Origin of the sequence: Mucilaginibacter sp., assembly GCF_036568825.1 — a bacterium.
Taxonomy (GTDB): domain Bacteria; phylum Bacteroidota; class Bacteroidia; order Sphingobacteriales; family Sphingobacteriaceae; genus Mucilaginibacter.
The window spans coordinates 85,024-100,044 of the sequence record NZ_DATCRU010000088.1 but is presented as its reverse complement, the minus strand read 5'-3'; the positions used below and the strand labels follow the sequence as shown (position 1 = coordinate 100,044).

The following is a 15,021-nucleotide window of genomic DNA, read 5'->3' as shown; positions in this document are numbered from 1 at the left end:
ATGCAGGCTCGCGTCTCCATGCAGATAATAATAACTGAAGAATTTGGCATCCTGCTTATCGCCAATACCCGTATCGATCAGGATGAGTCGATTTCCATCTTCAACAAGCAGACAACGGAGCGCCCATGTACACAAATTGTTCTCGTCGGCGGGGTTGGTTTTGTTCCAGATCGATTTAGGAACTACACCAAACATAGCACCGCCGTCTAATTTAAAAAAACCGGTATCGATGGTGTGGAGTTTCATAGGAGGGAAGATTAGTCTGAGTCTTGAGTCGAAAGTCTTAAGTCAAATGTCTCCAAAAGAAGACTTCTGACTTAAGACTTCGGACTCAGTACTCTTATAAATGGATACACTCGCCATAAGCTTCTGCAGCAGCTTCCATCACTGCCTCGCTCATGGTTGGGTGCGGGTGAACCGATTTAATGATCTCATGACCGGTAGTTTCCAGCTTGCGTGCGGTAACCACTTCGGCAATCATTTCAGTTACGTTGTGGCCCAGCATATGCGCACCAAGGAACTCGCCATATTTTGCATCAAAGATCACTTTTACAAAGCCGTCTTTAGCACCTGCTGCAGACGCTTTACCCGATGCCGAGAATGGAAATTTACCCACTTTGATCTCGTAACCTGCTTCTTTAGCTGCCTTTTCAGTATAACCAACCGAAGCGATCTCAGGGCTGCAATAAGTACAACCAGGTATATTGTTATAGTTTAATGGTTCAGGATTGTGGCCAGCTATTTTCTCAACGCAGATAATACCTTCAGCAGAAGCAACGTGTGCCAATGCCTGTCCTTTAACAATATCGCCGATAGCATAAACCCCTTCCACATTTGTTTTGTAGAAATCGTCAACTAAAACTTTGCCTCTGTCGGTTTTAACACCTAATTCTTCCAGGCCAATGCCTTCAATATTCGTGCTGATACCAACCGCTGATAGTACGATCTCAGCCTCCAGGGAAACATTTCCGGTAGGGGTTTTAACATTCACTTTGCAAATATCGCCGCTGCTGTCAACCGATTCAACATTTGAGCCGGTCATGATCTCGATACCTTGTTTTTTTAGGATACGGTTCAAGCCTTTTGAAACTTCTTCATCCTCTAAAGGAACGATGTTATCGAGGAACTCAACTACAGTTACTTTTGTGCCAAGGGTGTTATAGAAATAGGCAAACTCGATACCGATAGCACCTGAACCAACTACGATCATTGATTTTGGTTGCCTTGGCAGGTTCATTGCCTGGCGGTAGCCGATCACTTTTACACCATCCTGTTTGATATTGGGTAACTCGCGTGAACGGCCGCCTGTAGCTAAAATGATACTTTTTGCAGTATATGATTTGGTGGCACCGTCAGCAGCTTTTACCTCAACGGTGTTTTTGGCTTTCAGCTTGCCGGTACCCATTATTACTTCGATCTTGTTCTTCTTCATCAGGAACTGAACACCTTTGCTCATTCCGTCAGCAACACCACGACTTCTTTTTATTACGGATTCAAAATCAACCTCACCACCTGCAACCTTCACACCGTAATCAGCAGCATGATTTAAGTACTCAAATACCTGTGCACTTTTTAATAAAGCCTTTGTAGGAATACAACCCCAGTTAAGGCAAATGCCACCTAATGATTCCTTCTCAACTATAGCGGTTTTAAGGCCAAGCTGTGAAGCACGTATAGCAGCTACATAACCTCCCGGGCCAGACCCTATTACAATTAAATCGTAGTCCATGTTTTTTAACCTTTTTTTGAATTCGATGCCAAAGCTAAATAAAAAGGCGGGAATAGAAAAAAGACCAGCCTGCGCGGCTTGTTTTTTTACAGAAAGACTATGAAATAGCTTAAGTACAAGAAATGGGCTGTCTATAAACCGCTATAGCTCAATGATTGATATTAAAATAATATGTAATTAACAAAGCATAAATATCTAGTATAATCTTAATATTTGCTAATAATAGTACGTGTTAATTGTTGTTTTAAAATATTAATAATAATTTAACATATGTAACGGGTCCGTTACATATCTTTGCCGCCACATCAGTTCATTCACATTTATTTAAACTTTAGAAAACAAGTATGAGGAAGTTTTTACTTTTAATCTTATTGTTAACCGGCATCAGTTTCCTTGGGATAAGGAACGCAAATGCACAAGGTGTGACGACTGCATCAGTTAACGGTATCGTGTCCGATAGTAAAGGAGCAATACCAGGCGCAACTGTAACAGTTACACACATCCCTACCGGAACGGTATATGCTACCGTCACCCGTGCCGACGGCCGTTATAACTTACCAAACTTAAGGGTAGGTGGTCCGTACACAGTTAAAATCACATTTATTGGCTACAAAGATTTTGTACAGGAAGGCATAACCCTTTCCATTGGCCAGGATCAACGTATTGATGCCAAAATTGAAGAAAACAACACCAACCTGAAAGAAGTTGTCGTTACAGGCACCCAGGGCAAAGTGATCAACTCTTCACGTACCGGCGCCCGTGAAACCGTAAACCGTGCACAAATTGAAAATCTGCCAACCATAAACAGGTCGTTGTCGGATTTCACTAAACTAACGCCTTCGGCAAACGGTTTGAACTTTGGTGGCCGCAGCAGTGGTTATAATAACATCACAGTAGATGGTGCTTTATTTAATAATTCATTCGGTTTGTCAGGTACATTAGGTGGTCAAACCAATTCACAGCCAATCTCGCTGGATGCGATAGACCAGATCCAGGTGGATATTGCCCCTTATGACGTTCGCCAGGGTAACTTTACCGGCGCTGGTGTAAACACTGTTGTAAAATCAGGTACTAACACATTTAAAGGTACTGTTTATGACTACATCCGCAGCACTGGCCTTACCGGTTACAAAGCAGGTGATAACGTTATTGCAAAAACGCCGTTCAGCTATCGTCAGACAGGTGTAAGCTTCGGTGGCCCGATCATCAAAAATAAATTATTCTTCTTCCTGTCGGGTGAGGAAGAACGTATCAGCCAACCTTATTCTTCATACGTTGCAACCGGTTCTGGTGCCAGCGGAAAAGTATCACAGGCTGATGCTGCTACATTGAACCAGATTAGGGACACCTTAATCACTAAATATCATTACAATCCAGGAGCATACCAGGGATATGATTTCAAGACTTTCAGTAATAAAGTAACTGCAAAGCTTGACTGGAATATTGATAAAAACAACGTATTGAGCGCTAAATATTTCTATTTGAAGTCTTATGCAGATCAACCGCCAAGCAACTCGGGTACGGTGAATATCAATACACCTACACGTGCCGCCAGTGTGACTACTTTGCCATTTTATGGCGCAGGTTACCGCATTAACAATAACTTTAATATCGGCATTATCGAGTTGGACTCGCGTATAAGCAACGCAGTTTCAAATAAATTAACTGTTGGTTATTCAGCATTGCGCGATTTCCGTGCCTCATTGGGCAGCTCAACTATCCCGATGGTGGATATAGGTAATGGTCAGTTCGACGCGACTACAGGTAAAATATCGGCTTTGACCACTAGTTTTGGTTATGAACTTTATACCGCAGGTAACTTATTGAATACTAATATCGGACAGTTTTCTGACGATGTTACCTGGTATTTAGGAAAGCACGAGTTTACATTTGGTACAAACGACCAGATTCAGAGCTACAAAAATGGTTTTGCACCGGATTACAATGGTTTGTACACTTATAACTCAGCTGCTGACTTCCTAAGCGGCGCCCCTGCAGCTTCTTATACTTATCGTAACTCTGCATTGACAGGCGGCGAATTCCCTTATGCATCTATCAAAGCATCTATTTTCAGCTTGTATGCACAGGACAAATTTCATGTTACCGATAATTTCCGCTTAACTTATGGTATTCGTGCAGATTATGACGCATTCCCTACCTCATTAGCCAAAAATGCTAACGCTGCTGCACTTACATTCCAGGGAGGTTATGCAAACGGTATACATGTAGATCCATCTAAATTACCATCTAATAAAGTACTGATCTCTCCTCGTGTAGGTTTCAATTGGGATGTTAATGGAGATCAAAGCACACAGGTACGCGGTGGTTCCGGTATATTCGCAGGTACTGTTCCTTTTGTATGGATATCAAACCAGGCATCAAACAACGGATTACTATTTAGTTCAGGGACAATTACAAACGGTGTGGCTACAAATACCGCAGCGCAAAACGCTCAATTGATCTTCAATCCGAATGTAAACGCCAATCGTCCAGCATCGGCAGCGGCTAATACCTCTTATGAACTAGACGTAGCTAATCCAAAACTGAAATATCCTGAGATATGGAGAACAAATTTGGCGGTTGACCAAAAACTACCAGGCGGTATTATCGGTACAATCGAAGGGTCATACACCAAAGATATCAATGCTATTTATCATCAAAACCTGGTTATCTCAAACGGATATACGGTTGATGCCGGTCCGGAAGGCCAGATTCACTACAATTCCAAAAATACAACACCGGCTGCAGCCGCTGCTACAGCAGCCAATCCGTCAATTACCGGCTTGTATTATATGACTAACACCAGCAAAGGTTACTCCTATTTTGTTACCGCTCAGTTGCAAAAAAGCTTTTCAAATGGTTTATATGCTAACGTAGCTTACACTCACAGCGGATCAAAAGATGTGAATGACGGTGGTTCTACCGCTGCAACTATCTGGAGCACACGTTATGTTGCTGGTAATCCTAATGCCGATAACTTATCAAACAGCTCATACGTGATGCCAAACCGTATCATCGCTTCGGTATTTTACAAAAAGAGCTATCTTGACCACGCTGCAACTTCAGTGGGCCTGGTATTTGAAATGGCTAACAATGGAGCAGTATCTTACATCACAGGCGGCGACCCTAATAATGACGGCGCGACAAATGACTTGATGTATATTCCAAAAAACCAAAGTGATATCGTGCTAGTACCAAATAACACAGATCCTACAAAAGGACCTGTTGATACCCGTACTGCAGATCAGCAATGGCAACAGTTAAATTCATTTATTAATCAGGATAAATATTTGAGCAGTCACAGAGGCCAGTATGCTCAGAGAAATGGTGTGATATTACCATACTTCAAGAGAGTAGACATGAAAGTTATCCAGGACTTTTATGTAAACGTTGGTAAAACTAAAAACACCATAGAAATAAGCCTGGATATCATCAACCTGGGTAACCTGTTGAACAAGGACTGGGGTAACTATCAAACGTCATTCAATGGATTTAATAGCGGCAGTACTACCATCCTTAACTACAAAGGTTTAGTGAACGGTAGACCGACTTACTCATTCCCTTACTTGAATGCTGCTACAGCAACTCCTGTAACCACCTCATTTATTGATGGTATCAGCCAGTTGTCACGTTGGCAGGCACAGTTAGGTTTACGTTATATATTTAACTAATATTGATTAAACCCTGATACTTAATTAACCCCCGGTCAATTGGCCGGGGGGTTTTGTTTTCTCTGAAATGTTGTTTATCAGGTTGTTGAGTATTATTCAACAAAGTGTTTCAAATGGATTGCAAAATTTTTATTACAATGTAAAATCTCTTGGTATTGTTAACACTAGCTTAATATAGTCGGAGTTAATTTTGCTCCCCGGAAATAACTCAGTAATTAACAAAACAGACAACGTATGAGGAAGCATTTACTTCTATTAGTAATGGCGCTATTCATTTCTTTGGGCGTTTCCTACGCACAAGAAGGTAGCGGAAGATTAGTTTCGGGCAAGTTGCTCGATGCACAAACAAAGGAGCCGTTAATTGGCGCCACTGTATCGATAAAAGGAACAACAACGGCAACATCAGCGGCCCTTGACGGTTCTTTTAAAATAAAGGTTCCATCCTTAAATGGCACAACACTGGTAATTTCTTTTATAGGCTATGTATCACAGGAAGTTGAGGTTACAGATGCCAAACTTGGGACAATCCTGGTAAGCCCAACTTCGGCCGCAATGAAAGAGGTTGTTGTAACAGCCAACCCGTCATTGAAAATTAACAGGCAAACACCAATTGCAGCTTCGTCAGTAGGCCAGGTTTATATTGATGAACACGGCTCAGGCGCTGAATTCCCTGAATTAATGAAAATGACACCCGGCGTTACAGTAACACGTGGCGGTGGCGGCTATGGAGATTCAAGGATCAATATCCGTGGTTTCTCTAGCAATAACGTCGCTCTTTTGATAAACGGTATACCTGTAAATGATGTTGAAGCAGGTAAAATTTACTGGAATGACTGGGCTGGTTTAGAGGACGTTACTACTTCAATGCAGGTTCAGCGCGGTTTAGGTGCCTCAACTATTGCGGTACCTTCTATGGGTGGTACTATTGATATCAGCACCCGCAGTACAGATCTGAAAGAAGGCGGTGTCGTATCTCAATCTATCGGCAGCTATGGTGCTCAAAAAACATTGGTATCTTATTCAACCGGTTTGGGTGCTAATGGCTGGGCTTCTTCATTCCTGCTTTCAAGAGCTACAGGTAATTCGCCAACTGCTGAGGGTTTATATTATACAGGTTATAATTATTTCGCAAACATATCAAAGGTTATCGGAACAAATCAAACCTTGTCTTTTAACTATATGGGTGCTTCACAAAGGCATGGCCAGTTGTACTCATATAACTATGTTTCTACCTTCCAGAATGCCCCGCAAGGCACCAGGTACAACTCGGACTGGGGATATCTTAACGGTCAGCAATTTAGTGCTGAGCAAAACTATTATAACAAGCCGTTAGCTTCTATCAATTACAACTGGAAGATCAATGAAACTACTTCATGGTCAACCGTAGCGTATGGTACTTGGGGAACAGGTGCAGCTGATTATCTGGCAGGATCATTTGGAACCCTTCTTCCGGGCCAATCAGGAGAAGTGCCAAGAACAGGCGGAACTTATTCGCCGATAGATTTCAATGCTATTACAGCTAAAAACATTGCAGCTAACACTGCAAGTGGTAACGGTGCAGCAACAGCTTTTATGCAGGATGTGGTTAATAACCACCAGCAATATGGTGTTATAAGTACCGTTAAGAAAAAAGTTAAAGATATAACTTTCCTGGCGGGTGTTGACCTGAGGGATTACACAGGTGAACACTTTGATAAAGCCGATAATCTGTTGGGTTCAAGTTATATACAAGATACTTATACCATTAATGGTTCTACAGGCGTTGCTACCGGTAATATCAACAATAAGAATAACCAGGCCGCTTATGGACAAAAGTTTAATAACGATTACACGTATGATGTAGTTTCTGAAGGTGCTTATGCCCAGGCTGAATATAATAAGAATGATCTTACAGCATTCTTGACTTTATCCGGCAGCAATACCAGCAACCGCAGGATCGACTATTTTAACTATACCCCCGGCAACCAGGACAGCAAATGGATTAGCTTTTTAGGCTACCAGGCAAAAGGCGGAGTTAACTATAACTTAGATGCGCACAATAACATTTATGCCAACATAGGTTATATACAAAGAGCACCGCTGGTAGGAAACCTTTTCCTTAATAAGAATAATACAATCAATACAGGTGCAATTCCCGAAAAATTATTTGATTATGAATTAGGTTATAGCTTTACCAGCTCTCAGTTTACTGCCAATGTTAATGCTTACAGAACAAGCTATAGAGACAGGTCACAAATATTTACTAATTATACTCAGGGAGATAATCCGACCCCTATTTATACCAACGTAACCGGCTTGAACGAAATGCACGAAGGTATAGAAGCTGATGCTAAATATCGTCCTGTGCAAGGTGTGGTGTTAAGTGGTATGGTTTCAATTGGCGATTATTACTATACAAGTAACACAGGGGCCGCACAAGTTACTTCAGAAACCGGAGGAACTGCGACAACTATACCTTCATTATTATTGAAAGGATTGAAAGTAGGTGATCCATCAACAAGTGGTACCAGTGCGCAAACCACAGCTGCAGGTAGTATAGATGTTAAAGTATTATCACATGTAACTTTGGGCGCGCAGTATTTATACTACAGCCATTACTATGCCTCATTTAATCCATCAAGAATAACTGCAGCAAATGGCTTTAGCCAGGGATTCCAGCCATACGATATTCCTGATTTTGGCACATTAGATTTGAATGTTCTTTTCAGATTTAAAATGGCTGGTTTTGATGCTGAATTTATTGGTAATGTGTACAATGTACTTAACACTAAATACATTAGCGATGCATATGAAACCAATCCAACAGCAGGATTATCGCCGGAACAGCGTATCGGTGGAAGATCATTCAGCCAACCGCCGACCATTGGTGTTAACTATGGCGCTCCAAGGTTTTATATGACCACCCTGAAAATTAAATTTTAAAGATTATTATTAAAATTATAATATGAAAAAGGCATTTTATTTATTGGCGATGGTTGCTGTAACCTTTGCGGCCTGCCAAAAACAACCTATCGTCCCTACGTTTACCGCGCCGGTGACGCCCTCGACCCTGACTGTTACGTTAGCTCCTGCAGATTATGCGCTGCTTCCGTCAACAAATTATGCGTCGAAATCATTGTCGTTTGACAATGTAAACGACGCAAGCACCAGCATACCTACCATCCTGGCAGCGAAATATCCACTGGCGGGTGATGCATCAACAGCGGCTGTAACCTATACTCAGTCGGCGCTTTACTTTAAACCTGCTGCTGATAGCTTATATGCTGATGTTGCGTATACACTAACACCTGCTGATTACCTCCTGTTACCGGGCAATACTTATACTGACTTTTCTATAGCACAGGTATTAAAATGGTTGCCTTATAAATATCCTACTCCGGTTGCCAACCAGTTAGCGTTACTGACTTTTACACCTTATCCGGCTACTTTAACACCTCCGTATTCATTTTTGTATCTGAATAATGCATGGAAACAGATCTATACTATAACTCCTGCAGAATATGCAGCAGTTGGATTAGGTAAATATAATCAGTTCACTTCGTCTAATGATGCGCAATTGCCTTCAATGTTAAGCGCGTTGTTAAAGACAGACCTTACTGTTCAGGATACTGTTAAAGCCGGTGACATTGAATATATCAGCTTCGATTATTACGGTTCTGATGGTAAAGCTTATCAAAGGGTTATGCCATTGCAATATGATGGTAATAATTATGTAGCACCAAAAACTTCACTTGCTGCTCCAATAAGCTTTGTTAAAAAGTCAGGTACATGGACTTACGTTCCGCCACTGCCGGTAATTAATTATACCCTTACTGCTGCTGATATTACGTTGATTGCCAATTCAAACATTGGTACCGCAGCGTTAAGGAGTAACCTAGGCTCATATGGCGACTTTGAAACGAGTTGGGCAAAGTCTGATCTGCAGGCGGCTTTTATTCTGTGCTTAAATAAGGATATCACCACTCCGCAAACCAATACGAATTATGATGTTCATTATAAATTGTACTCTGGCGGCGCAGATGTCGATACTATCCTTGTATTCCAATGGGATGGAACTAAATGGGTTGCACAATAAATAATTAAACTACCTATAAACAAAGAGGCCTCATTTAGAGGCCTCTTTGTTTTTTAAGAAATTAGAAAATCAATAAACAAACTCGCCGAATTCCGATCTCACGGTTACCTGCTTCTTATCTGACGCTTCAACGTGGCCAATGATCTCCGCATCTACGCCAAAACTTTTAGATATCTGAATAAGATAGGGAGCAATTTCCTGAGGAACATATAATTCCATCCTGTGCCCCATATTGAATACTTTATACATTTCCTGCCAGCTGGTCCCTGATTCTTCGTGTATCAGTTTAAACAGTGGTGGAACTGGGAACAGGTTATCTTTTATCACATGCAGGTTATCTATAAAATGCAGCACCTTGGTTTGCGCGCCGCCGCTGCAATGCACCATGCCATGAATCTGAGTGCGATAAGTATCCAATATTTTTTTGATGATAGGCGCATAGGTACGGGTAGGTGAAAGTACCAGTTTGCCGGCTGTTACACTTTCGCCGTTTCCTATATCGATTTGATCAGTCAGGTTTTTACTGCCTGAAAATACAAGGTCGTACGGTACAGCGTGGTCATAACTCTCAGGGAATTTTTCTGCAATGCTTTTATTAAACACATCGTGGCGTGCAGAGGTTAGACCATTGGAGCCCATACCACCGTTGTATTCTTTTTCGTAAGTAGCTTTACCGTATGAAGCCAGGCCAACAATCACATCGCCGGGTTTGATACGGTCATTAGAAATCACATCTTCGCGTTTCATGCGACAGGTGACGGTCGAATCGACGATAATGGTCCGAACCAGGTCACCTACATCGGCAGTTTCGCCGCCGGTGGAATAGATGCCTATGCCTGCATTGCGCAATTCAGCTAAAATTTCTTCGGTGCCGTTGATGATAGCGGCGATTACTTCGCCGGGTATCAGGTTTTTATTACGGCCTATGGTTGATGAAAGCAGGATATTATCGATAGCGCCAACACACAGCAGATCATCCAGGTTCATGATAATGGCATCCTGTGCTATGCCGCGCCAAACGGACAGGTCGCCGGTTTCTTTCCAGTAACTATAAGCCAGTGATGATTTTGTTCCGGCACCATCGGCATGCATAATATTGCAGTAATCCGGGTCGCCATTTAATATATCAGGAATGATCTTGCAGAAAGCTTTCGGGAAAATCCCTTTGTCTATATTCTTTATAGCATTATGAACATCGTCTTTTGAGGCAGAGACGCCCCTTTGATCATACCGTTGCGAAGAAATCATGGGCAAATATAGTGAATAGTTGGTGAGTGGTGAATGGGTGAATAGTGAGTGGTCGATAGTCCATAGTCGATCATCGCCATCTCAACCTCTCCAACCAATACAACTAATACAACTAATACAACCTCTCCAACCAATACAACCAACTATAAATCCGAATACTCTTTTAACAACTGGCGGTATTTGTTCAGAGCCGCTGACTTGGAGATAAATCCTAAAAATTGGTTCTGGTCATCTACAACAGGCAATACCCAGGTGGATGTTTCATCAAACTTATTAATTACAGAAACCATGTCCTCGTGATTGCTGATTACCTGCACTGGTATTTTCATAAATGTGTGTATATCCGTTTCCTGGAAATCAGGGTTGAACAGAATAGGCCGCAGATCATCCAAATAAACCACACCCGCCAGTTCGCCTTCATTAAGCACTGCAATAATATTTCGTTTGCCATGTTTTACTACTTCAAGTAGATCCTGGAAAGTTGATTGTACATTCAGCGTAAGAGCATTTTTTTCGATCAAATCTTCAATATTTATCTGTAAAAGCAGATTTTTATCATGTTCGCGTGTGAATATTTTACCTTCAGCTGCCAGTTTTTTCAGGTCAGGAGAGATCGGAGAGAACCATTTGCCAATAAGGAATGATATGACGCAGACGATCATCAATGGAAGAAAAAGATCATATCCCGAACTCGATTCGGCAATCAGGAAAATTGCTGTTAACGGCGCGTATAAAACCCCGCTCATTACCCCGGCCATTCCCACGATGATCAGGTTAAGAGTCGGTACATTCTGGATGCCCATCCATGAACAGATAAAGGCAAAAAGACACCCCAGCGTTCCTCCGGCAAATAGTGAGGGTGCAAAATTACCTCCGTTGCCTCCGCTGTATAATGTTACCGGTGTGGCTACAGCTTTAAGCAGGCAAACTAGTCCGAGGAAACTTACTACTACCCATTCTTTATAGCCGATATATCCAAAAAAGCTGTGTTCAACGATGTGATTAATATCGCCATTGGTAAATGACTTAATACTTTCATAGCCCTCGCCAAAAAGAGGTGGTAGAAGCAGGCATAATATGGAAAGGATAACACCGCCAATAATGGCCTTTTGAATTTTAGATAGTTTGAGGTTGTGAAAAAAGTGCTCCACTTTCTGAGCGATCACAATAAAATATCGGGCATACAAGCCACACACAATACCCAGTATGATATAATAAGGTGTATTGTGATAATTAAAATCGTGCCTTGCTCTGAAATTGAAAAGAACTTCTTCCTTAAGGATGATGCGTGATAGCAAACTTCCGCATACCGCAGCAACTACAAGCGGAATGAAATCGGTGAAAACTACGCCAGTAAGCAGAAGTTCGAAAGCAAACATGATCCCGGCTATCGGTGCATTAAAGGCAGCTGCGATACCTGCAGCTGCACCCGAAGCCAGCAGGAGGGTGCGGTCTTTATAACTTAACTGATAAGTTTGTGCGAAGTTTGAACCAATGGCTGAGCCTGTTACTGCAATAGGGCTTTCCAAGCCAACTGATCCGCCTAAACCGACGGTAACCGCGCTCTGAATAACCTGGGAATACATCTTTACAGAAGACACAAAACTTGAATTCCGGGCAATCTCAAAAAGAATAGCAGGTATACCTTTGCGATCCTGGCCTTTGAAAAAGTAGATGACAATAAGGGTCGTCAGCACAATGCCCAGGAAAGGGAAAAGCCCATAAAAAATGATCTGTTCGCTGAAATGGACCTTGCTGGTAATAATATAATGTATATAATGGACAAGAGACTTTAATACAACGCCCGCCAATCCGGCAGAACATCCAACCAGTATACCCGAAAAAATGAGGAATTGATTATGAGATAATTTGGTGTTAAGCCAATGAATGATTATTTCGTAGCTTCTGACTTTTCTTAAGCTGTATTTGCGGGACTTTTGTACCAGCTCGACAAATTCGAGGTATTTCTTTAAACTTTTATACTTTTTTAACGACATTTTAATCGCACAAAAGTCGCTAATTTAAAAAGGAATGACACGAATTATTTTTTATTAATTCGTGTCATTCGATATAATCAGCTCAATTCGTGATCATTATTTAACGAACAGCAGCTCTCTGAATTTAGGCAAAGGCCAAAGTTCATCATCGATCAGTTGCTCCAGCTTATCTACATGATAGCGGATTGGATCGAAGAAAGCTTTTACGTTTTCATCATAAGCTATTGCTTTTTCACGAACATCTTCGATCACATTTGCTTTTTTACGCTCGGTCACCATAGCCTCGACGTTTGATTTGATGAAGTTTACGTGCTCGGATATCCTGTTAATAATATCCAACTGAGCTGAGTAGCTTGTTTCTTTTAAACCGATATCCTTCAATCCTCTTACGTTTTGAACCAGCTTACTTTGGTAGGATATTGCAGCAGGAATTATTACGTTAGTTACGATCTCACCTATAACACGGGCTTCGATCTGCAATTTTTTGTAATAGCTATCCAATAATATCTCATGGCGGGCATGGGCCTCTCTCTTGCTGAATACAGCGGTATCCTCAAATAAGATGGTCGATTTTTCGGAAAGGATGGCATCCAAAGCCTTTGGAGTGGTCTTAAAATTGGATAATCCTCTCGTTGCCGCTTCTTTTTCCCATTCATCGCTGTAGCCGTTGCCTTCAAAACGTATAACTTTTGATTCTTTGATATATTTTTTGATAACCATTAACAAAGCAACGTCCTTCTTTTCACCTTTTTTGATCAGCTTATCTACATCATACTTGAATTTTCTCAGCTGATCTGCCATGATCATATTCAGAATGGTCATTGGTCCCGAGCAATTTGCTGATGAACCCACAGCACGCAGCTCAAACTTGTTGCCGGTAAAGGCGAAAGGAGAGGTGCGGTTTCGATCGGTATTGTCCTTTAATATTACCGGTATCTTCGGAATGCCCTGCCATAGTAAGGCATCATCTTTAATTTTCTTGCTGATCCTTGATGTTTCAATCTCATCAAGTACATCACTTAGTTGGCTGCCAAGGAATATAGATATAATAGCAGGCGGAGCTTCATTTGCACCCAGGCGGTGATCATTATCTACTGATGCAATAGATGCCCTCAATAAATCAGCATGTTCATAAACCGCCCTGATGGTATTTACGAAAAAGGTAAGGAACATCAGGTTGTTTTTCGGAGTTTTGCCTGGCGATAGCAGGTTTCGACCTGTGTTGGTGATCATTGACCAGTTATTGTGCTTGCCTGATCCGTTGATACCAGCATAAGGTTTCTCGTGCAGCAATACCTTAAAGTTATGACGTTTTGCTACACGGTCCATAATATCCATCAGCAATTGATTATGATCTATGGCGAGGTTAATCTCTTCATATATAGGTGCGCACTCAAACTGAGATGGAGCTACCTCATTATGGCGGGTTTTTAGTGGAATACCTAATTGCAGGGCCTCAGTTTCCATATCCTGCATGAAGGCATATACCCGTTCAGGTATCGAACCAAAATAATGATCTTCCAACTGCTGGTTTTTTGCCGACATGTGGCCGAATAATGTGCGACCTGTTAGATAAAGGTCAGGTCTTGCATTAAATAAGGCAATGTCAACCAGGAAATATTCCTGCTCTATACCTAATGAAGCATTTACCTTTTCGATACTCTTATCAAAGTAGTGACATACATCAACAGCTGCTTTGTCCAATGCGCTCAATGCCTTTAATAATGGTACCTTATAATCTAAGGCCTCACCGGTATAGGAAACGAACACGGTAGGTATACATAAAGTACGACCCATAATAAATGCCGGAGATGATGGATCCCATGCCGTATAACCTCTTGCCTCAAAAGTATTGCGTATACCACCGCTTGGGAAACTGGATGCATCAGGTTCCTGTTGGGCTAATGCATCGCCCGAGAAAACTTCGATAGCTCCGCCGTCGCCGGTCGGTTCAAAAAAGGCATCGTGTTTTTCTGCTGTTGAACCGGTAAGGGGTTGAAACCAGTGTGTATAGTGCGTAGCGCCTTTGCTCATCGCCCATGATTTCATTACCGATGCAACCTGCTCAGCCATATCGCGGGGGATAGGTTCTCCTTTTTCAATTGAATTGATAATAACCTGGTAAGCTTCTTTTGAAAGGTATTCTTTCATTTTCAGCTTATCAAATACGCTGGAACTGAAATAGTCTGAGATTTTGTTTGACGGTAGCTTCACGTCAGGCGTTGTTCTGTTTAGTACTGCCTGCAAAGCCTGAAATCGAATGTTTGACATCTTTATTGATTTAAAGGTTATCTCAAAAGT

General features: G+C 41.7%; 7 protein-coding genes and 1 pseudogene. 3 read left to right on the top strand and 5 right to left on the bottom strand.

What is annotated here, in order from left to right; all coding sequences use genetic code 11:
• Both VIM89_RS19540 and lpdA read right to left on the bottom strand, forming a co-directional pair.
• Positions 1 to 246, bottom strand: a pseudogene (locus tag VIM89_RS19540) (MBL fold metallo-hydrolase); the annotation flags it as partial.
• 94 nt (positions 247 to 340) lie between these two features.
• Complete coding sequence (lpdA, locus tag VIM89_RS19535) at positions 341 to 1,729, bottom strand: dihydrolipoyl dehydrogenase (RefSeq protein WP_488157866.1); 1,389 nt, start codon at positions 1,727 to 1,729, stop codon at positions 341 to 343.
• A gap of 344 nt (positions 1,730 to 2,073) precedes the next feature.
• On the opposite strand from lpdA, the gene VIM89_RS19530 reads away from it, so the two are divergent.
• The 3 genes from VIM89_RS19530 (at position 2,074) to VIM89_RS19520 (ending at position 9,475) form a co-directional block, all read left to right on the top strand.
• On the top strand, positions 2,074 to 5,400 hold the full coding sequence (locus VIM89_RS19530) for a TonB-dependent receptor (RefSeq protein ID WP_488157865.1): 3,327 nt from the start codon (positions 2,074 to 2,076) through the stop codon (positions 5,398 to 5,400).
• Positions 5,401 to 5,634: 234 nt separating this feature from the next.
• Positions 5,635 to 8,322, top strand: coding sequence for a TonB-dependent receptor (locus VIM89_RS19525; protein WP_488157864.1), 2,688 nt, complete (start codon positions 5,635 to 5,637; stop codon positions 8,320 to 8,322).
• 22 nt (positions 8,323 to 8,344) lie between these two features.
• A complete protein-coding gene (locus VIM89_RS19520; protein WP_488157863.1) occupies positions 8,345 to 9,475 on the top strand; it encodes a hypothetical protein in 1,131 nt (376 codons plus the stop codon).
• A 69-nt stretch (positions 9,476 to 9,544) separates the two neighbouring features.
• On the opposite strand, the gene VIM89_RS19515 is transcribed toward VIM89_RS19520, so the two are convergent.
• The 3 genes from VIM89_RS19515 to VIM89_RS19505 all read right to left on the bottom strand — a co-directional run bounded on the left by VIM89_RS19515 (position 9,545) and on the right by VIM89_RS19505 (position 14,991).
• Positions 9,545 to 10,723 carry an AIR synthase related protein gene (locus tag VIM89_RS19515; protein WP_488157862.1) on the bottom strand — a complete coding sequence of 393 codons (1,179 nt, stop codon included), beginning with the start codon at positions 10,721 to 10,723 and terminating at the stop codon, positions 9,545 to 9,547.
• A 143-nt stretch (positions 10,724 to 10,866) separates the two neighbouring features.
• Positions 10,867 to 12,720, bottom strand: coding sequence for a chloride channel protein (locus tag VIM89_RS19510; RefSeq protein WP_488157861.1), 1,854 nt, complete (start codon positions 12,718 to 12,720; stop codon positions 10,867 to 10,869).
• Between the two features lie 96 nt (positions 12,721 to 12,816).
• Complete coding sequence (locus tag VIM89_RS19505) at positions 12,817 to 14,991, bottom strand: glutamine synthetase III family protein (protein WP_488157860.1); 2,175 nt, start codon at positions 14,989 to 14,991, stop codon at positions 12,817 to 12,819.
• Between the last annotated feature and the right edge of the window lie 30 nt (positions 14,992 to 15,021).